Origin of the sequence: Streptomyces sp. SolWspMP-5a-2 (genome assembly GCF_900091845.1) — a bacterium.
GTDB lineage: Bacteria > Actinomycetota > Actinomycetes > Streptomycetales > Streptomycetaceae > Streptomyces > Streptomyces doudnae.
The window spans coordinates 29,043-49,351 of the sequence record NZ_FMCI01000150.1; the positions used below are offsets into that span (position 1 = coordinate 29,043).

13 protein-coding genes are annotated in these 20,309 nt (G+C 72.7%); 10 read left to right on the forward strand and 3 right to left on the reverse strand.

Features of this window, described 5'->3' with window-relative positions; all coding sequences use genetic code 11:
• The first annotated feature begins 155 nt into the window (after nt 1-155).
• The 8 genes from leuS (at nt 156) to holA (ending at nt 12,063) form a co-directional block, all read left to right on the forward strand.
• Nucleotides 156-3,026, forward strand: a complete 2,871-nt coding sequence (gene leuS / locus GA0115242_RS15330; RefSeq protein ID WP_093828682.1) for a leucine--tRNA ligase — start codon at nt 156-158, stop codon at nt 3,024-3,026.
• A 370-nt stretch (nt 3,027-3,396) separates the two neighbouring features.
• Entirely contained in the window at nt 3,397-4,122 is a 726-nt protein-coding gene (locus tag GA0115242_RS15340) for a hypothetical protein (RefSeq protein WP_176729818.1), read from the forward strand.
• A gap of 72 nt (nt 4,123-4,194) precedes the next feature.
• A complete protein-coding gene (locus GA0115242_RS15345; RefSeq protein WP_093828686.1) occupies nt 4,195-5,040 on the forward strand; it encodes a DegV family protein in 846 nt (281 codons plus the stop codon).
• Nucleotides 5,041-5,621: 581 nt separating this feature from the next.
• Entirely contained in the window at nt 5,622-6,512 is an 891-nt protein-coding gene (locus GA0115242_RS41590) for a helix-hairpin-helix domain-containing protein (RefSeq protein ID WP_370672285.1), read from the forward strand.
• A 521-nt stretch (nt 6,513-7,033) separates the two neighbouring features.
• The gene (locus GA0115242_RS15355) at nt 7,034-9,553 is read left to right on the forward strand and encodes a ComEC/Rec2 family competence protein (RefSeq protein ID WP_093828688.1); all 2,520 of its coding nucleotides are present in this window, start codon (nt 7,034-7,036) and stop codon (nt 9,551-9,553) included.
• Nucleotides 9,554-9,748: 195 nt separating this feature from the next.
• Nucleotides 9,749-10,630 (forward strand): YceI family protein, encoded by an 882-nt coding sequence (locus GA0115242_RS15360; protein ID WP_093828690.1) that lies wholly within the window; start codon nt 9,749-9,751, stop codon nt 10,628-10,630.
• 70 nt (nt 10,631-10,700) lie between these two features.
• Nucleotides 10,701-10,946 carry a hypothetical protein gene (locus GA0115242_RS15365; RefSeq protein WP_093828692.1) on the forward strand — a complete coding sequence of 82 codons (246 nt, stop codon included), beginning with the start codon at nt 10,701-10,703 and terminating at the stop codon, nt 10,944-10,946.
• A 127-nt stretch (nt 10,947-11,073) separates the two neighbouring features.
• The gene (holA, locus tag GA0115242_RS15370; RefSeq protein WP_202555354.1) at nt 11,074-12,063 is read left to right on the forward strand and encodes a DNA polymerase III subunit delta; all 990 of its coding nucleotides are present in this window, start codon (nt 11,074-11,076) and stop codon (nt 12,061-12,063) included.
• Between the two features lie 314 nt (nt 12,064-12,377).
• Here the strand turns inward: holA and rpsT are convergent, their stop codons facing one another.
• The gene (rpsT, locus tag GA0115242_RS15375) at nt 12,378-12,644 is read right to left on the reverse strand and encodes a 30S ribosomal protein S20 (protein ID WP_093828696.1); all 267 of its coding nucleotides are present in this window, start codon (nt 12,642-12,644) and stop codon (nt 12,378-12,380) included.
• A gap of 223 nt (nt 12,645-12,867) precedes the next feature.
• Between rpsT and lepA the strand changes: the two genes are divergently transcribed.
• Nucleotides 12,868-14,736, forward strand: a complete 1,869-nt coding sequence (lepA, locus tag GA0115242_RS15385) for a translation elongation factor 4 (protein WP_093828700.1) — start codon at nt 12,868-12,870, stop codon at nt 14,734-14,736.
• 597 nt (nt 14,737-15,333) lie between these two features.
• Complete coding sequence (locus GA0115242_RS15390) at nt 15,334-17,208, forward strand: AMP-dependent synthetase/ligase (RefSeq protein WP_093828702.1); 1,875 nt, start codon at nt 15,334-15,336, stop codon at nt 17,206-17,208.
• Nucleotides 17,209-17,214: 6 nt separating this feature from the next.
• Here GA0115242_RS15390 and GA0115242_RS15395 read toward each other — a convergent pair whose 3' ends face one another.
• The gene (locus tag GA0115242_RS15395) at nt 17,215-17,787 is read right to left on the reverse strand and encodes a response regulator (RefSeq protein ID WP_093828704.1); all 573 of its coding nucleotides are present in this window, start codon (nt 17,785-17,787) and stop codon (nt 17,215-17,217) included.
• A 12-nt stretch (nt 17,788-17,799) separates the two neighbouring features.
• On the reverse strand, nt 17,800-20,309 hold a 2,510-nt coding region (locus GA0115242_RS15400; RefSeq protein WP_141721602.1), incomplete at its 5' end, for an ATP-binding protein.

The following is a 20,309-nucleotide window of genomic DNA, read 5'->3' on the forward strand; positions in this document are numbered from 1 at the left end:
GCCATGCGTGCCGTACGCCTTCTGCTTAGCGGGCCGCGCTGATCAGTCCCCACAGCCGGGTGGACCGGCAGGTCGGTATCGGCGCGGCGTCCCCTCCTGTGCGAGGGGCTTTTTCATTTCCGCGGGCAGAGACGATCGATGGAGCTTAGAGGATCATGAGCGAGACGAACCCCGCCACCACCGCCGAGGTGGCGGCGCCGCACCGCTACACGGCGGCCATGGCCGCCGACATCGAGGCGCGCTGGCAGGACCACTGGGACGCCGAGGGCACGTACTCCGCTCCGAACCCCACCGGCGACCTGGCCGGGGACCCGCGGATCGTCGGCCGCCCCAAGAAGTTCATCATGGACATGTTCCCGTACCCGTCGGGCGCGGGCCTGCACGTCGGCCACCCCCTCGGGTACATCGCCACCGACGTCCACGCCCGCTTCCAGCGGATGAACGGCCACAACGTCCTGCACACTCTCGGCTTCGACGCCTTCGGCCTGCCCGCCGAGCAGTACGCGGTGCAGACCGGCACGCACCCGCGCGTGTCCACCGAGGCCAACATCGAGAACATGAAGGTCCAGCTCCGCCGCCTGGGCCTGGGCCACGACCGGCGCAGGTCGTTCGCCACGATCGACCCCGAGTACTACAAGTGGACCCAGTGGATCTTCCTCCAGATCTTCAACTCCTGGTACGACACGGAGGCCGGCCGGGCCCGCCCGATCGACGAGCTGGTCGCCCGCTTCGCGTCCGGTGAGCGCCCGGTCCCCGGCCACACGCGCGCGTGGGGTGAACTGACCGCCACCGAGCGCGCCGACGTCCTCGGCGGGTTCCGCCTGGCCTACGCCTCCGACGCGCCCGTCAACTGGTGTCCCGGCCTCGGCACCGTCCTGGCCAACGAGGAGGTCACCGCCGACGGCCGCTCCGAGCGCGGCAACTTCCCCGTCTTCAAGGCCAAGCTGCGCCAGTGGAACATGCGCATCACCGCCTACGCCGACCGCCTCCTGGACGACCTGGACGCGCTGGACTGGCCCGAGGCCATCAAGCTCCAGCAGCGCAACTGGATCGGCCGCTCCGAGGGCGCCCGCGTCGACTTCGCCGTCGGCGACGAGCGCATCACCGTCTTCACCACCCGGCCCGACACCCTCTTCGGCGCGACGTACATGGTGCTGGCGCCCGAGCACGAGCTGGTCGAGAAGATCACCCCGGCCGCCTGGCCCGAGGGCACCCACGACGTGTGGACCGGCGGCCACGCCACCCCCGTCGACGCCGTCTCCGCCTACCGCGCGCAGGCCGCCTCCAAGTCCGACGTCGAGCGGCAGGCCGAGGCCAAGGACAAGACCGGCGTCTTCACCGGCGCGTTCGCCGTCAACCCGGCCAACGGCGAGCGGGTCCCCGTCTTCATCGCCGACTACGTCCTCATGGGCTACGGCACCGGCGCGATCATGGCCGTCCCCGCGGGCGACCAGCGCGACTTCGAGTTCGCGCGCGCCTTCGAACTGCCGATCACCTGCATCGTCGAGCCCACCGACGGCCGCGGCACCGACACCGCCGACTGGGAGAGCGCCTTCGCCTCCTACGAGGCGAAGATCATCAACTCCGCCAACGACGAGATCTCCCTCGACGGCCTGCCCGTCGCCGAGGCCAAGGCCCGCGTCACCGACTGGCTGACCGCCCGCGGCATCGGCGAGGGCACCGTCAACTTCCGGCTGCGCGACTGGCTGTTCAGCCGCCAGCGCTACTGGGGCGAGCCCTTCCCGATCGTCTACGACGAGGACGGCGTCGCCCACCCGCTCCCCGAGTCGATGCTCCCGCTGGAGCTGCCCGAGGTCGAGGACTACTCGCCGCGCACCTTCGACGCGGACGACGCCGACACCCGGCCCGAGACCCCGCTGTCCCGCAACGAGGACTGGGTGAACGTCACCCTGGACCTCGGCGACGGCCCCAGGAAGTACCGCCGCGAGACCAACACCATGCCCAACTGGGCCGGTTCCTGCTGGTACGAGCTGCGCTACCTGGACCCGCACAACGACCGGCGGCTGGTCGACCCCGAGATCGAGCGCTACTGGATGGGCCCCCGCGAGGGTCAGCCGCACGGCGGCGTCGACCTGTACGTCGGCGGCGCCGAGCACGCCGTGCTGCACCTCCTGTACGCCCGCTTCTGGTCCAAGGTCCTGCACGACCTCGGCCACATCTCGTCGGTCGAGCCGTTCCACAAGCTGTTCAACCAGGGCATGATCCAGGCCTACGTCTACCGGGACAGCCGCGGCATCGCGGTCCCGGCCGCCGAGGTGGAGGAGCGCGACGGCGCCTACTACCACCAGGGCGAGAAGGTCAGCCGGCTGCTCGGCAAGATGGGCAAGTCCCTGAAGAACGCCGTCACCCCGGACGAGATCTGCGCCGAGTACGGCGCCGACACCCTGCGCCTCTACGAGATGGCGATGGGCCCCCTGGACGTCTCCCGGCCGTGGGACACGCGCGCGGTGGTGGGCCAGTTCCGGCTGCTCCAGCGGCTGTGGCGCAACATCGTGGACGAGGACAGCGGCGCCCTCACCGTCGTCGACACCGAGCCCGACGAGGCCACGCTGCGGGCCCTGCACAAGGCGATCGACGGCGTCCGCCAGGACCTGGACGGCCTGCGCTTCAACACCGCCATCGCCAAGATCACCGAGCTGAACAACCACCTCACCAAGGCGGGCGGGCCGCTGCCGCGCACGGTCGCCGAGCCGCTGGTGCTGCTGATCGCCGCGCTGGCCCCGCACATCGCCGAGGAGCTGTGGCGGCGGCTCGGCCACGAGGACTCGGTCGTCCACCAGGACTTCCCGGTCGCCGACCCGCGCTACGTCGTCGACGAGTCCGTGACGTGCGTCGTCCAGATCAAGGGCAAGGTCAAGGCCCGCCTTGAGGTGTCCCCGTCGATCTCCGACGAGGAGCTGGAGAAGGCCGCGCTCTCCGACGAGAAGGTCGTCGCCGCGCTGGACGGCGCGGGCATCCGCAAGGTGATCGTGCGCGCGCCGAAGCTGGTCAATATCGTCACGTGAGCGGTGGGTCCGGTGGGGCCGGTGGGTCCGGTGGGGCTGATTGGCTCGGTGGGCCCGGTGGGGCTGATGGGGCCTGTCGGTTCGGTGCGGCTGTCGTGATCGCTGTGACCGGTGGGCGGGGCCCGTCCCTCAGGTGTCGTCGACGGCGGCCACGGGGGCTCGCCGGGTAGCCGCCGGGGCTCGCCGCGCGGCCGCCGGACGGGGTCGGCGGCGGGGCGGGGTCACCGCCGGTTCCCGGTGGTGCCGGAGCGTGTCGGGGTAGTCCCCTACGGGCAGGTTCGGGGTTCCGTCGGAACTCAGGGCCTGCCCGTTGCGTTTACCGTTGGAGGAGCGGCGCGGGACGTGTCGCGACGTCCGGAGGAGGACCGCAGTGGAAGCAGTGATCGCGGTGCTCGGGCTGCTGTTCGTGGCCTTCGTGGTGCTCGGCGCGTTCGCCGCGGTGCGCGCCGTCGGCGCGGCCAAGCGCGGCGTGGACCGCACCATCGACCAGGCCCGCCGCACCGTCGAGGACCACACCCTGCGCGCCAAGTCCTTCGCCCAGCCCGGCGCCGCGGGCGAACTGGCCCAACTCCGGCTCAGACTGCGGACGTCCATGCGGGCCACCCAGGACGCGCTGCACGCGGGCGTGGCGCAGGACGAGTCCCTCCGCGAGTCCCTCGGCCTCTTCCAGCGCCTCAGCGCACACGGCCACGAGCTGGACGGCGAACTCCGCGCCCTGGAGTCCGAGCCCGATCGCGCCAGGGTCGGCGAGCGGCTGCCCGGCCTGCGCGAGCGCACCCAGCGCGTGATCGCCTCCGCCGACTCGCTGCGCTGGGCCGCCCGCGACCGCGCCGTCCGCTTCGCCGCCGACGACCTCGACACCCTGAGCGAGCAGATCGACATGGAGGCGGGCGCCCTGCGGCACTGGACGACCGCCGAGGGCCCCGGCGCCCCGCGGACCGCATCCACCGCGCCCCGCCCCGACGACCCCGACCGGCGGCACACCCGGGACGACTCCCGCCCCGCCGAGGAGCGGACCAGGCCCGCCATCACCCCGCCCGGCCGCCGCCCTTCCTACCCCTGGCAGAAGAAGCCCCGTCCCGAGAGCACCACTTGATCCGGTCAAGCCCTGGCCGGCTGCCTGGGGCCGGGCTGCCGCCCGAACGCTACGGCAGGTAACCTCCAGCTCATGTCCGCCCATGTCGCGATCGTCACCGATTCAACGGCCTACCTGCCGCCGCGGACGATGGAGCACCACGGCATCACCGCGGTGCCGCTGACGGTGGTCCTCGGCGACCAGGCGCTGGACGAGGGCACCGAGATCTCCACCCGCTCGCTGGCCCAGGCGCTCCAGAAGCGCCGCCCGGTCACCACCTCGCGCCCCAGCCCCAGCCTCTTCGCGGACACCTACCGCGAGGCCGCCGAGGCGGGCGCCACCGGGATCGTCTCCCTGCACCTCTCCGCCGAACTCTCCGGCACCTACGACGCGGCCGTCCTCGCGGCCCGGGAGGCACCGGTCCCGGTGCGGGTCGTGGACACCGGGATGGTCGCCATGGCCCTCGGCTTCTGCGCGCTCACCGCCGCGGAGACGGCGGAGGCGGGCGGCACGGTGGACGACGCGGTCGCGGCGGCCGAGAAACGGGCGGCGCGGACGACCGCGTACTTCTACGTCGACACCCTCGACTTCCTGCGCCGGGGCGGCCGGATCGGCGCCGCGCAGGCCCTGTTCGGCTCGGCGCTCGCGGTGAAGCCGCTGCTCCAGCTGGAGGGGGGCCGCATCGAGCCGCTGGAGAAGGTCAGGACGGCGTCCAGAGCCATCGCGCGCCTGGAGGAACTCGTCGCGGACCGGGCCGGGGAGGCGCCGGTCGACATCGCCGTCCACCATCTCGCCGCCCCCGACCGGGCGTCGGCCCTGGCGGACCGCCTGCGCGAACGGCTGCCCGGCCTGGTCGACCTGCACGTGAGCGAGGTGGGCGCGGTGATCGGCGCGCACACCGGGCCGGGGCTGCTGGGGGCCGTCGTCTCGGGACGGTAGGGCGAATCACCCGTGTGAGTGGCCGAGTTGTCCACAGGCGGGGTGTTCTCCACCGGAATCGAGCAAGATCATCGCGAGACGGCGAGGTGCGCGACCCTCGGCGCATGGCACTGCGATCGAGCACACGCACAGGCACGGCCACCAGCGGTCCGGGACGAGGTCCCGCCTCCGACGGACGGCTCCGGCACCGGCGCCCACCCGGCCGACGCCCACCGGGCCGGCTCCGGGACCGGCAGGGGCGCGCGCCGCGGTACGGCGGTGGGGAGCGGAAGGCGGCGGGGGAGGATCTGCGGCGGCGCGCGGAGGTGCTGTTCGGGCACCGCACGGCACCGGGTGGAGGGGGAGGAGGACGGTCCGGTGATCGCTCCTCGGCGGGCTCCAGCTTCGACTCGACGGTTTCCGCCTCCGCTCCGGCGGTCTCGGTGGGGATTCCGGTCGCGGTGGGGATTCCGGTCGCGGTCGTGCCGGTGACGGCAGCGCCGAGCGGGGCGGTCGGTGCGGTCGGGTCGGGCGGGGTCGTCGGAGCGGCGGCGCCGGGTGCGGCGGGTGCGGTGGCCGCGCGGGCGGGGGTGGTCGCGCCGGTGGTGAAGAACCCGGTGGCGCACGATCGTCCGGCGGGTGAGGCCGCGGGTGGCTCGGGTGGGGCCGCGGGTGGCTTAGGTCGGACCGCGGGTGGCTCAGGTGGGAATGCGGCGGGCGGGATCGCCCCGTACCCGGCGAGCGCGTCGGGCGTGGTGCGGCGTGACGTGGGGGTCGGCGGGCGGTTCCGGGCCGCGGTGCGGGAGCGGATGCCGCTCTGGGTGCAGGCCAGGTGCGGGCTCGAAAGGCGGAGCGTGATCGCCCTCGGGGCGCTGCTCCTGGTGGCCGTGGTCCTCGCCGCCCAGCACTTCTGGACCGGGCGGCCCCAGCCGGTGCGGGCGCCCGAGGTGGTGCGGGCGGCGGCGGGACCGGAGAAGGGCGGGGGCGGCTCGTCCCCCGGTGCGGGCGGGCCCCCGGGAGCCGTGCCCACCCCCGGTGGCGAGATCGTCGTGGACGTCGGCGGCAAGGTCGTGGAACCCGGGGTGCGGCGGCTCCCCGCCGGTTCGCGGGTCGCCGACGCGCTGCGCGCGGCCGGTGGGGTGCGGCCCGGCACGAGCACGGACGGGCTCAACCGGGCCCGGTTCCTGGTGGACGGCGAGCAGGTGGTCGTGGGTGCCGCGGCGGCAGCTCCCGGTGCGGTTGCGGGGTCCGGTGTCGTCCCGGAGGCGGTCGGCGGGACCGATACGGGTACCGGTCCCGGGACGATCGTCTCGCTGAACACCGCCACCGCCGACCAACTCGACACCCTGCCCGGGGTGGGGCCCGTGCTGGCCCAGCACATCGTCGACTACCGCACCCGGCACGGCGGATTCCGGTCGGTGGACGAACTGCGTCAGGTCAACGGCATCGGCGACCGCCGCTTCGCCGACCTCAAGAACCTCGTGCGGCCATGAGCGACGGGGTGGGGCCCGCGCCGGAACAGGCGTCCGTGCACACGGTCTCCGGGCACCGGCTGGGCGCGGCGCACCCCAGGCAGGAGGGTGCGACGGATCTGCGCCTGGTGCCCCCGGCGCTGGCCGCCTGGGCGACGACGGCGCTGCTGCTCGACGCGTCGCCGGGCCGGGTCGCCGGGGTGGCGGGGGTGAGCGTTCTCGCGGCGGGCGTGGTGGCGCTGGTGGGGTGGGGGCGGAGGGGTGTGGGTGGGGTTGGTGGGGCCAGTGGTGCTAGCAGTGTTGGTGGGGCCTGTGGTGTCGACGGGGGTGATGTGGCGAGCGCCGGTGAGCTGGCGGCTGGTGCTGGTGCTGGTGCTGGTGCTGGTGCTGGTGCTGGTGCTGGTGGTGCTGGTGGTGCTGGTGAATTGGCTGGTGCGGGTGGCGCCAGAGGCGTTGGGGCGGTCGAGGGCAGCGGGGCTTGGCGGGCTGATGAGGTGGGCGGGATCTCGGCGGCCTCCCCTTCCGGCCGGGGTCGGCGGCGGATGTCGTTCCTCGCTCTGCTGCTCTGCGTGGCCGGTGCCGCCGTGTCCGCGGGGCTGCACGGGGCGGAGGTGCGGGCTGGGCCGGTGCCCGACGCGGCGCGGGAGTTCGCGACGGTGACCGCGGAGGTCGAGGTGACGTCCGATCCCCGGGTCAGTCGGCCGCGCGTCAGCGGGGACCACATGGCGCCCGCCTCCATCCTGGTCAAGGGCGACGTGCGGAGGCTGACCGCGGCGGACGGTACGGCCGTGCTGACGCGCGCGCCGGTGCTGTTGATCGTGGACGCCGCGCGCGGTGCGGGAGTCCTCTCCGGGGAGGGGAGACCGTCAGCGGGGAGCGGCTCAACCTGGCCGGGCGCGGCGCTGGCGCCGACAGCGGGCCAGGCCCCGTCGGACTCCGAGGGCTCACCCACACCAGTCCGCGCCCCATCCGGTGCGCAGGGCTCACCGACACAAGGCCGAGTCCCATCCAGCGCGCAGGGCTCGCCGACACCAGGGCAAGCCCCACCGGATGCGCAGGGCTCGTCGACACCGGGCCGGCCTCCGCCGGACTTCCCGCGCTCGGCGACCTCGGGACGGGGGCCGTCCGGATCTCCGTGGCTCGCTCTGCTGCCCTCCACGCGGTTGCGGGTCACCGGGCGGCTGGTGCCCTCGATGGCCGGGGGCGACCGGATCGCCGGGGTGATCCGGGTGCGGGGGCAGGACGTCCCGGAGGTGGTGGCGGGGCCGTCGGCGGTGCAGCGGTTCGCCGGGCGGCTGCGGGCCGGGCTGCGGGAGGCGACCGACGGGCTGCCCGGGGACGCGCGGGCGCTGCTGCCCGGACTGGTGGTCGGGGACACCGCGCGGGTCGCCCCGGATCTGGAGGAGGCGTTCAGGGAGACCGACCTCGCGCACACGCTGGCCGTGTCGGGCAGCAACCTCACGATCATCCTGGCCCTGCTGGTCGGGCCGCCGGGGCTGGCCAGGCTCGCGGAGCGCAGAGGGCTCGCGCCCCGGCTCGGCCTCTCGCTGCGGGCCACCGCGCTGGGCGGGGGAGTGCTCACCCTCGCGTTCGTCGTCGTGTGCCGTCCCGACCCGAGCGTGCTGCGGGCGGCGGCCTGCGGGGCGGTGGCCCTGCTCGCGCTGGCGACCGGGCGGCGCAGATCGCTTCTTCCGGCGCTGGCCGCGGCGGTGCTCGTTCTGGTGCTGTACGACCCCTGGCTGTCGCGGAGTTACGGGTTCCTGCTCTCGGTGCTGGCCACCGGCGCGCTGCTCACGCTGGCGCCACGCTGGAGCGGGGCGCTGCGTCGGCGCCGGGTGCCGGGGCGGCTCGCGGAGGCGCTGGCGGCGGCCGGTGCGGCGCAGGCGCTGTGCGCTCCGGTGGTCGCGGTGCTGTCGGCGCGGGTGAGTCTGGTGGCGGTGCCGTGCAACCTGCTCGCGGAGTTCGTGGTGGCCCCGGCGACGGTGCTGGGGTTCGCGGCGCTGGCGACCGCGCCGTTGCTGATGCCGGTGGCCAAGGCACTGGCGTGGTGCGCGAGTTGGCCTGCCGGGTGGCTCGCGGGGATCGCCCGCGCGGGGGCCGCGCTGCCCGGCGCCGGGGTGGACTGGCCGGGGAGCTGGACGGGCGCGCTGCTGCTGGCGGTCGTCATCGTGGCGCTCTGGGCGGTGGGCCGGCGACTGGTCCGGCATCCGTGGTGGTGCGGGGTCTGCGCGGTGCTGCTCGTGCTGGTGGTGACCCGGCCGACGCCGCTGACGCGGGTGATCACCGGGTGGCCGCCGCCGGGTTGGCGGTACGCGATGTGCGACGTGGGGCAGGGCGACGCGACGGTGCTCGCGGCGGGGCCGGGCAGCGGGGTGGTGGTGGACGCGGGGCCCGACCCGGCGGCGGTCGACCGGTGTCTGCGGGCGCTGGGTGTCACCGAGGTCCCGCTGGTGGTGCTGACCCACTTCCACGCCGACCATGTGGCCGGGCTGCCGGGCGTGCTGCGGGGGCGTGCGGTCGGCGCGATCGAGACGACGGCGCTGCAACAGCCGGTGGAGCAGGCGGAGTTCGTGCGGCGGGAGGCGGCTGCGCGGCATGTCCCGCTGCTCCGGGCGGTGGCCGGTGAGGAGCGGCGGGCCGGTCCCTCGTCCTGGCGGGTGCTGTGGCCGCCGGGCGGGGCGGAGCCGGTCGCGGAGAGCCCCAACGACGCGAGCGTCACCCTGCTGGTGCGGGTCGCCGGGGTGCGGCTGCTGCTCCTCGGCGACCTCGAACCCCGCTCCCAGCAGGCCCTGTCGAGTTCCCCGGAGGGGGCGATGCTGGAGGGGGTCGATGTCCTCAAAGTCGCCCACCACGGCTCCGCCCACCAGGACCCCGAGCTGATCAGGCGGGCGGCGCCGAGGCTGGCCCTGGTGTCGGTCGGCGCGGGCAACTCGTACGGGCACCCCGCCCCGGGGACGCTCGCGGCGCTGCGGGCGACCGGCGCGCGGGTCCTGCGGACGGACCGGGACGGGCCGCTGGCGATCACCGTACGGGGAGGTGAGGTGGCGGTGGCGCGCGGGTGAGACCCGGCTCGGAGGCCCACGGGTTCCGGGAAGGAGCGGGGTGCCCGGTGGGTGCGTGGGCTGTGTTCCCGCTGTGCGAAAGCGGCACATGGGATGCATTCCAGCGATGTGGACCCGTGTTGCCTCGAAAGCCGCATCAGTGATCGAATGTATCTTCGGTAACGGACGAGGTCGAGGCGTACAGGGGTGGCGAGGATGTTCGGCCGCAGGCTGGGGAACCGGACGAGCAGGGCACAACGGACGAGTCCGCTGGCGGCGCTGCGGACGCCACCGCACGCGGGGGTGCTGAGCTGCCGGGTGCTCGATCCGGTCAACGAGCCGGTGCCGCATGCCGAGTTCGCGGTCAGCGACGCCATGGGCCGCAGGGTGGTGAGCGGGGAGACCGACCCGTACGGGGCGTTCATGACGGCGGTACCGGCGGGGGAGTACCGGCTGGCGGTCTCCGCGGAGGGGTACGCGCCCTACCGCGCCGACGCCACGGTCGCGGAGAACACGCTGGCCTCCCTCGGGGACGTCACGCTGCAGGTGGCCAGGCCGCCCGCGCTGCCCGAGCCGGGGGAGTGGCAGGTGGAGCCGACGCACTCCTCGATCGCGTTCACCGCGAGGCACATCGGGCTGGCGCGGATCCACGGGCGGTTCAACTCGTTCGCGGGGGCGGTGCGGATCGGCGACCGGATGGAGTCGTCGGCGATGCACGTGGTGATCGACGCGGGGTCCATCGACACCAACGTGCGGATGCGGGACGACCATCTGCGGTCGGCCGACTTCCTGGACGTCGAGCGCTTCCCCACGCTGGAGTTCTACAGCGAGCGGTTCACGCACCGGGGCGGCAACCGGTGGGCGGTCACCGGGGCGCTCTCGCTGCACGGGGTGACCCGCACGGTCACCCTCGACACCGAGTACCTCGGGCTCGGCAACGGCATGGAGGGCGAGGTGCGGGCCGCCTGCCGGGCCACTACCGAACTGCACCGCGACGACTTCACGGTGAGCTGGCAGACGATGCTGGCGCGCGGGATCGCCGTGGTCGGACCGAGCATCAGCATCGAGCTGGACGTGCAGATCGTCCGGCAGGCGTGACGGCCGAGGCAGGAACGCGAAGCCCCGGCGGTGGCCGCGGGGCGGTGCGCGGGTGGCGGAGAATGGCGCGGTGAGCGATGTGAGACACGTGCTGGTGCTGCCCGACCGCGACGCGGCGGAGGAGGCGGCCGAGGCGTTGCGCGAACGGTTCGGCACCCGGGAGGAACCGCAGCTCGTGCGGGACGCCCTCGCCGGTGAGGACGACGCCGAGGACGCCCAGTGGCTGCTCGTCCTGCGGGACGAGGACGGGCGGCTCGACCCCGGTGAGCTGGACGAGTTCGCCGGGAAGTGGGAGGGCTGGCGCGAGGAGCCGTAGCCGGGGACGCTGGCCTGCCCAGGGGCGGTGATCTCCCGGATCGGCGGCAGCCGTCGAGCGCGGGGCACTCATCGGCCCCGTCCGCCGTCGGGCCGCGTTGTCAGTGGCGCGTGGCATGCTTGTCGCGATGGCCAGGAAGACTGCGAATGACGACCCTCTCGCCCCCGTGACGCTCGCCGTGGGCCAGGAGGACCTCCTGCTCGACCGCGCCGTGCAGGAGGTGGTGGCCGCCGCACGGGCCGCCGACGCCGACACGGACGTGCGCGACCTCACTCCGGACCAGTTGCAGCCCGGCACGCTCGCCGAGCTGACCAGCCCGTCGCTGTTCTCCGAGCGCAAGGTCGTGGTCGTGCGCAACGCGCAGGATCTGTCGGCCGACACGGTCAAGGACGTGAAGGCGTACCTCGGCTCGCCCGCCGAGGAGATCACCCTCGTGCTGCTGCACGCGGGCGGCGCCAAGGGCAAGGGGCTGCTCGACGCCGCCCGCAAGGCCGGGGCGCGCGAGGTGGCCTGCCCGAAGATGACCAAGCCGGCCGACCGGCTGGCCTTCGTGCGGCAGGAGTTCAGGGCGACGGGCAGGTCGGCGACGCCCGAGGCGTGCCAGGCCCTCGTCGACGCGATCGGGAGCGATCTGCGGGAGCTGGCGTCGGCGGTGTCCCAGTTGGTCGCCGACGTCGAGGGGACGATCGACGAGGCCGTCGTCGGGCGGTACTACACCGGGCGGGCGGAGGCGTCGAGCTTCACCGTCGCGGACCGTGCCGTCGAGGGGCGTGCCGCGGAGGCCCTGGAGGCGCTGCGGTGGGCCCTGTCGACCGGGGTGGCGCCGGTCCTGATCACCAGCGCGCTGGCCCAGGGCGTGCGGGCGATCGGGAAGCTGTCGTCGGCCCGGGGCGGCCGTCCCGCCGACCTCGCGCGCGAGCTGGGCATGCCGCCGTGGAAGATCGACCGGGTCCGTCAGCAGATGCGGGGCTGGACACCGGACGGCGTCTCGGTCGCGCTCCGCGCGGTGGCCGCGGCGGACGCGGGCGTCAAGGGCGGCGGCGACGACCCGGAGTACGCCCTGGAGAAGGCGGTGGTCACCATCGCCCGAGCGGCCAGAAGCCGAGGCCAGGGATAGCCCGCGCGAACGGGAGCGGGAAGGTGAGCACGAACGGGAGCGGGAGTGCGAATCGGGGCGGGAGCGGGAGCGCGCACGGGGGGCGCGAGCGGGAGCAGGGGCGCGCGTGAGGTGATCCCCACGCCGGTACCCGCTGCTGCCCCCCCGACGCCAAGAACCCCGGTGCCGCCCTGGGGAAGGGAGGCGCCGGGGTTCCGGTTCGAGAAGGTGAGCCCGTACCCGCGTGGCGAACGCAGGCCGCGTACAGGCTCGGGGTGCCGGGACGGGAGCGGAGAGAGAGGGCCCGCTCGGTTCCGTCCGGCTCACATCAGGTGTCAGCCCTTGAGGGACGCGACCTTCGAAGCGAGCGCCGACTTCTTGTTGGCGGCCTGGTTCTTGTGGATGACGCCCTTCGAGACGGCCTTGTCGAGCGCACGCGCGGCGACGCGCTGCAGCTCGGTGGCCTTCTCGACGTCACCCGCGGCAGCGGCCTCACGGGCCTTGCGGACCGCGGTCTTGAACGAGGACTTCACGGCCTTGTTGCGCAGCCGGGCCTTCTCGTTGGTCTTGATCCGCTTGATCTGGGACTTGATGTTCGCCACGAATGAGCCTTTTCAGGTTCTGGCACGGGCCCGCGAAGGTCCCGCAGCCGATGATTTCACTGGGTGTGTGTCTCGCGCTGAGAGGGCATGAGACACAGCCGCCCACACTACCAGCGGCCCACCGAACGGCCCAAACCGGTCCCCGGTCGCCGCCCGTGGGACCATGGAGGCTACGTATCGATCCGACCCGAGGCACAAGGCGCCTCAAGAGACAGGACCCTGCGTGCCCGCGACCCCTAACAACGTGCCGGAGCCGAGCCGTACCGACCCGGCTCTGATCCGCAATTTCTGCATCATCGCGCACATCGACCACGGCAAGTCCACGCTCGCCGACCGGATGCTCCAGCTGACGGGCGTGGTCGAGCAGCGGCAGATGCGCGCTCAGTACCTGGACCGCATGGACATCGAGCGTGAGCGTGGCATCACGATCAAGTCCCAGGCGGTGCGTCTGCCGTGGGCTCCCACGGACGAGCCCGGCAAGACGCACATCCTGAACATGATCGACACCCCCGGGCACGTCGACTTCACCTACGAGGTCTCGCGGTCGCTCGCCGCCTGCGAGGGCACCGTCCTCCTCGTCGACGCCGCCCAGGGCATCGAGGCCCAGACTCTCGCCAACCTGTACCTGGCGATGGAGAACGACCTCACGATCATCCCCGTCCTGAACAAGATCGACCTGCCGGCCGCGCAGCCGGAGAAGTTCGCCGAGGAGCTGGCGAACCTGGTCGGCTGCGACCCGGACGACGTGCTGCGGGTCTCCGCGAAGACCGGCGTCGGCGTCGACGCGCTCCTGGACCGCGCGGTCCGGGACATCCCGCCGCCGGTCGGTGTCGCGGACGCGCCCGCCCGCGCGATGATCTTCGACTCGGTGTACGACTCGTACCGGGGCGTGGTCACCTACGTGCGCGTCATCGACGGCCAGCTCAACAAGCGTGAGCGGATCCGGATGATGTCCACCGGCGCCACCCACGAGCTGCTGGAGATCGGCACCAACTCGCCGGAGATGCTCGCGGCCGACGGGCTCGGGGTCGGCGAGGTCGGTTACCTGATCACCGGCGTGAAAGACGTCCGCCAGTCGAAGGTCGGTGACACCGTCACCAGCCAGAACAAGGGCGCCACCGAGGCGCTCGGCGGCTACAAGGACCCGAAGCCGATGGTCTTCTCGGGCCTGTACCCGCTGGACGGTTCCGACTACCCGGAGCTGCGCGAGGCGCTGGACAAGCTCCAGCTCAACGACGCCGCCCTGGTGTACGAGCCGGAGACGTCCGCCGCGCTCGGCTTCGGCTTCCGCGTCGGCTTCCTCGGCCTGCTCCACCTCGACGTGATCCGGGAGCGGCTGGAGCGCGAGTTCGGCCTCGACCTCATCGCCACCGCGCCCAACGTGGTCTACCGGGTGCTCATGGAGGACGGCAGCGAGCACACCGTCACCAACCCGAGCGAGTTCCCCGAGGGCAAGATCAACGACGTGTACGAGCCCGTCGTACGCGCCACGATCCTCGCCCCGTCCGAGTTCATCGGCTCGATCATGGAGCTGTGCCAGACCCGGCGCGGCACCCTGCTCGGCATGGACTACCTCTCCGAGGACCGGGTCGAGATCCGCTACACGCTGCCGCTCGCGGAGATCGTCTTCGACTTCTTCGACCAGCTGAAGTCCAAGACCCGCGGCTACGCCTCGCTCGACTACGAGCCCACGGGCGAGCAGACGTCCAGCCTGGTCAAGGTGGACATCCTGCTGCACGGCGACAAGGTGGACGCCTTCTCCGCGATCACCCACAAGGACCAGGCGTACGCCTACGGGGTCCGGCTGGTCGCCAAGCTGCGCGAGCTGATCCCGCGGCAGGCCTTCGAGGTGCCCATCCAGGCGGCCATCGGCTCCCGGGTGATCGCCCGCGAGACCATCCGCGCCATCCGCAAGGACGTCCTCGCCAAGTGCTACGGCGGTGACATCTCCCGGAAGCGGAAGCTGCTGGAGAAGCAGAAGGAGGGCAAGAAGCGGATGAAGATGGTGGGCTCCGTGGAGGTCCCGCAGGAGGCCTTCATCGCCGTCCTGAGCAGCGACGACAGCGGTGGCTCAGGCAAGGGCAAGAAGTAGCCGCCGGTCGTCGGCGGGCGCCCCGCGGTCTCCGCGGGGTGCCCGCCGGGCGGTGGCCGGCCGGACGGTCGTACAGGGGCCCGCAGCGCGGAAGCGCGGCGGGCCCCCGCGCGTCCCGGGCCTGCCCCCGTCCGGCCACCCCGGTGCCCAGCCCTCCCGCCCCCGGCCCGCTCACGTTCAGCCCCCTGCGCCTCCCACCCCTTCACGGCCAGCCACCCGCCCCGCGCCCCGGCCCGCTCACGTTCAGCCCCCTGCGCCTCCCACTCCCCTCGCGGCCAGCCACCCGCCCCCGTCCCCGCCGCTCCGGCTCACGCCGCTCCGGCTCACGCCGCTCCGGCTCACGCCGCTCCGGCTCACGCCGCTCCGGCTCACGCCGCTCCGGCTCCCGCCGCTCCGGCTCCCGCCGGTCCGGTGCCGCGGTCTCCGCTTCCCCCGGTGTCCGTTTCCCGTGGAAAGTGACAGGCCGCCGCCTCTTACGTACCGGGCGGTCGGGCTTTACGCTGATCTCTGCTCCATAGTTACTCGCGAGTTAAACAGCGCGCGAGTGGAAAACAGCCGCACTGAGCCAGCCGCACCGACGCGGGCCCGGAGGACGTCGTGAGCGACACACTGACCCTGATCGAGAACCGACCGGCGAGCGTCGCGGCCCTCTTCCTGGACCGGGTCGCCGCCACCCCGGACGCCGAGGCCTACCGCTACCCGGTGGCCCCCGCCTCGGGGGAGGGGCCGGACGACTGGAAGTCGCTCAGCTGGGCCGAGGCGGCCGACCGGGTCCACGCCATCGCCGCCGGTCTGATCGCGCTCGGTGTCGAGCCCGAGCAGCGGGTCGCGCTCGCCTCCGCCACCCGGATCGAGTGGATCCTCGCCGACCTCGGCATCATGTGCGCGGGCGCCGCCACCACCACCGTCTACCCGCAGACCAACGAGGAGGAGTCGGCCTTCATCCTCGCCGACTCCGACAGCCGGGTGCTGATCGCGGAGGACGCCGTCCAGCTCGCGAAGGCCCAGGCCAGGCGGGGTGAGCTGCCCGACCTCACGCACATCGTGGTGATCGACGCGGACGGCGTCGAGGCGGGCGACGACGTGCTCACGCTGGCCGAGCTGGAGCGGCGCGGCGCCGCCCACCTGGAGAAGCACCCGGAGCTGATCAAGGAGCGGGTCGGCGCGATCACCCGGGACCAGCTCGCCACCCTCATCTACACCTCCGGCACCACCGGCCGCCCCAAGGGGGTGCGGCTGCCGCACGACAACTGGGCGTACATGGCGCGCGCCATCGCCGCGACCGGCCTGGTCGGGCCGGACGACGTGCAGTACCTGTGGCTGCCGCTGGCGCACGTCTTCGGCAAGGTGCTCACCTCCGGCCAGGTCGGGGTCGGGCACGTCACCGCCGTCGACGGCCGGGTCGACAAGATCATCGAGAATCTGCCGGTGGTGCGGCCCACCTACATGGCGGCCGTGCCGCGCATCTTCGAGAAGGTCTACAACGGGGTCGCCGCCAAGGCCCGCGCGGGCGGCGCCGCCAAGTACAAGATCTTCCAGTGGGCCGCCGAGGTCGCCCGCGAGTACGCCAAGGCCGCCCAGGACAACTTCCGGCGCACCGGTACCGCCTCCGTGCCGTTCGCGCTCGGCGCCAAGCACAAGGCCGCCGACGCGCTCGTCTACGCCAAGATCCGCGAGGCGTTCGGCGGCAACCTGCGCGCCTGCGTCTCCGGATCGGCCGCCCTCGCCCCCGACATCGGCTACTTCTTCGCGGGCGCCGGCATCCACGTCCTGGAGGGGTACGGCCTCACCGAGTCCTCCGCCGCCTCCTTCGTGAACCCCGGCGAGGCGTACCGCACCGGCACCGTCGGCAAGCCGCTGCCCGGCACCGAGGTGCGGATCGCGGACGACGGCGAGATCCTGCTGCGCGGCCCCGGCATCATGGAGGGCTACCACGGGCTGCCGGAGAAGACCGCCGAGGTCCTGGAGGCGGACGGCTGGTTCCACACCGGCGACATCGGCGAGCTGTCCGCGGACGGCTATCTGCGCATCACCGACCGCAAGAAGGACCTCATCAAGACCTCCGGCGGCAAGTACATCGCGCCCGCCGAGGTCGAGGGCCAGTTCAAGGCGGTCTGCCCGTACGTCTCCAACATCCTGGTGCACGGCGCCGACCGGAACTTCTGCACCGCCCTGATCGCCCTCGACGAACCGTCCCTGATGGAGTGGGCGAAGGAGAACGGCCTGGCGAACAAGACGTACGCGGAGGTCGTCGCCGCGCCGATGACGGTCGCCATGGTCGAGGACTACGTCGGGCAGCTCAACTCCGGTCTCCAGCGCTGGCAGACCATCAAGAAGTTCCGGCTGCTGCCGCGCGACCTCGACGTCGAGCACGGGGAGATCACCCCGAGCCTGAAGCTGAAGCGCCCGGTCGTCGAGCGCGAGTACCGGCACCTCATCGACGAGATGTACGCGGGCACCCGCGAGGCGTGAGCGGCGCTACAGGCGGCCCCTGCGCACCAGTCTGCGCAGTTCCCGGACCTCGGTGCGCAGGGTCATCAGGTCCGGGGGCCGCTCCTCGGTGAGCTTCAGCTCCAGCTCGGCCAAGCGCGCGCCCACCTCGCCGTACTCCGCCCGCTCGCGCTCCCGCAGCCGCTCCAACTGCCGGTTCTTGCGGTCCAGTTCGAGGAAGACGCTGACCTTCGCCCGCAGCACCCACGGGTCGAACGGCTTGGTCAGGTAGTCGGCGGCGCCGGTGGCGTAGCCGCGGAAGGCGTACCCGGAGTCGTCGGCCGCGCCGGTCAGGAAGATGATCGGGACGTCCTTGGTCTGGTCGAGCCGCTTGATGTGCGCGGCCGTCTCGAAGCCGTCCATGCCGGGCATCCGGACGTCGAGCAGGACCAGCGCGAACCGCTGCCGCAGCAGCGCCTTCATCGCCTCCTCGCCCGAACGGGCCCGTATCAGAGGTTCGTTGAGGGAGCCCAGGACGGCCTCCAGGGCGATCAGGTTGTCCTCCATGTCGTCCACGAGGAGGATGCTGGCGCGCGCGTCGGTCGATGCCTCAGCGATCATGGTGTCTCTGCCTCATTCGGTCGGTGTCCCGTCGGCCGGTGCCCCGGCTCCCGCGCCCTGCGGATCGAGGAGCGCGCAGACGACGGTGAGCAGCCGGTCGACGTCCACCGGCTTGGGTACGTAGTCGTTGGCGCCCCGCGCGATGGACTTCTCACGGTCGCCCGGCATCGCCTTCGCGGTCAGCGCGACGATCGGCAGGCCGGTCCAGCGGGGGGCGCGCCGGATGGCGGCGATGGTCTCGTAGCCGTCCATCTCCGGCATCATGATGTCCATCAGGACGAGTTCGACGTCCGGGTTGCGCTCCAGGGTCTCGATGCCCTCGCGCCCGTTCTCCGCGTACAGCACCGGCATCCCGACCCGGCCCAGCACATGGGTGAGCGCGAAGACGTTGCGGATGTCGTCGTCGACGATCAGCACCCGGCGGCCGGGCAGCACCTGTCCGGCCCGGCCGCGCTGCCACGCCTCCAGCTTGGTCGGCGCGGGCCACCCCTCGTCCGCGTCGTGCGGTCCGTCCGGCACCTCGGCGGGCAGTTGCTGCGGCAGCAGCGGCCTGCGCTCCCCGGCGGCCGGTTCCGCGACCGGGTGGCCGGGGCCGGTGACCGGGACGTACAGCGTGAAGGTGGAGCCCTCGCCCGGCCTGCTCTCGGCGACGATCCTGCCGCCCAGCAGCCCGGCGATCTCCCGGCTGATGGAGAGCCCGAGGCCGGTCCCGCCGTACTTGCGGTTGGTGGTGCCGTCGGCCTGCTGGAACGCCTCGAAGATCACCGGGAGTTTCTCGGCCGCGATGCCGATGCCGGTGTCGCTGACCCGGAAGGCGATCACCGGGTCGGCCGCGCCGCCCTCGCCCGGGTACCGGTGCTCGCCGTCGGTACCGCTCGGGTCGGGCTCCCTGACCAGGGTGACGCGCAGTTCGACCCGCCCGGAGGCGGTGAACTTGATGGCGTTGGAGAGCAGGTTGCGCAGGATCTGCTGGAGCCGCTGCTCGTCCGAGTACATCTCGCGCGGCACCCCCTCGCCGACCGCCACCTCGAAGGCGAGGCCCCGGTCGAGGGTGAGCGGGCGGAAGGTGGCGTGCACGTAGTCGAGCAGCTTGATCAGCGGCAGCCGCTTGGGGCGGACGTCCATCCGGCCCGCCTCGATCTTCGACAGGTCCAGGATGTCGTTGATCAGCTGGAGCAGGTCCGATCCCGAGCGGTGGATCGTCGTCGCGAACTGCACCTCCTGGTCGGTGAGACGGCCGTCCGGGTTGTCGGACAGCAGCCGGGCCAGGATCAGCAGCGAGTTGAGCGGGGTGCGCAGCTCGTGCGACATGTTCGCCAGGAACTCCGACTTGTACTGGGAGCTGGTCGCCAGCAGGGCCGCCTTCTCCTCCAGTTCGGCGTTGGAGCGGCGCAACTCGGCCTGCTGCTCTTGGAGTTCGTCCGAGCGCTCCTGGAGCTGCATCGCCAGCCGCTGCGACTCGCCGAGCAGCGACTCGGTGCGGGAGTTGGCGATGATGGTGTTGATGGCGACCCCGATGGTGTTCACGAACTGGTCGAAGAAGGCCAGGTGGACATCGGAGAAGCGGGAGAAGGAGGCCAGTTCGATCACGCCGAGGAGCTTGTCCTCGAAGGGGATCGGGATGATCACCACGCTGGCCGGGGCCGCCTCGCCGAGACCGCTGTTGATCTTGATGTAGTCCGGCGGGGCCTCCTCGACCAGGATGCGCTTGCGCTCCCGCGCCGCCTGCCGCACCAGACCGTGCACCGGCAGGCCCCCGGTCTCCATGGTCGCCCCCTGCGCCGAGCCGTACCCGGCGATGAACGCCAGCCCCTTCGCGGGCGCCGCGGTGCGCAGCGCCTGGCCGTCCTCGTCCGGGTCGGCCAGGAAGAACGCCCCGTACTGCGCGTTCACCAGCGGGGTCAGCTCGCGCAGGATCAGGTCGGCGACCTCCATCAGGTCCCGGTGGCCCTGCATCAGGGCGGCCAGCCGGGCGAGGTTGGACTCCAGCCAGTCCTTCGCGCGGGTCGTCTCGCGCAGGTTGGCCACCATCAGGTTGATGTTGTCCTTCAGCTCGGCGACCTCGCCCCGCGTCTCCACCGTGATCGAGCGGGACATGTCGCCCTGCGCCACCGCGGAGGCCACCTCGGCGATCGCGCGGACCTGAGTGGTCAGGTTCGACGCGAGTTCGTTCACGTTCGTCGTCAGCCGCTTCCAGGTGCCGTACACGCCCTCCACCCGTGCCTGGCCGCCGAGTTGCCCCTCGGAGCCGACCTCGCGGGCCACCCGGGTGACCTCCGACGAGAACGACGACAGGGTGTCGACCATGGTGTTGATGGCCGTCTTCAGCTCCAGGATCTCGCCGCGCGCGTCCACGTCGATCTTCTTCGACAGGTCGCCGTTGGCGACCGCCGTGGTCACCTGCGCGATGTTGCGGACCTGAGAAGTGAGGTTGTCGGCCATGTAGTTGACGTTGTCGGTGAGATCCCGCCACACCCCGGACACGCCGAGCACCTGGGCCCGGCCGCCCAGCCTGCCGTCCG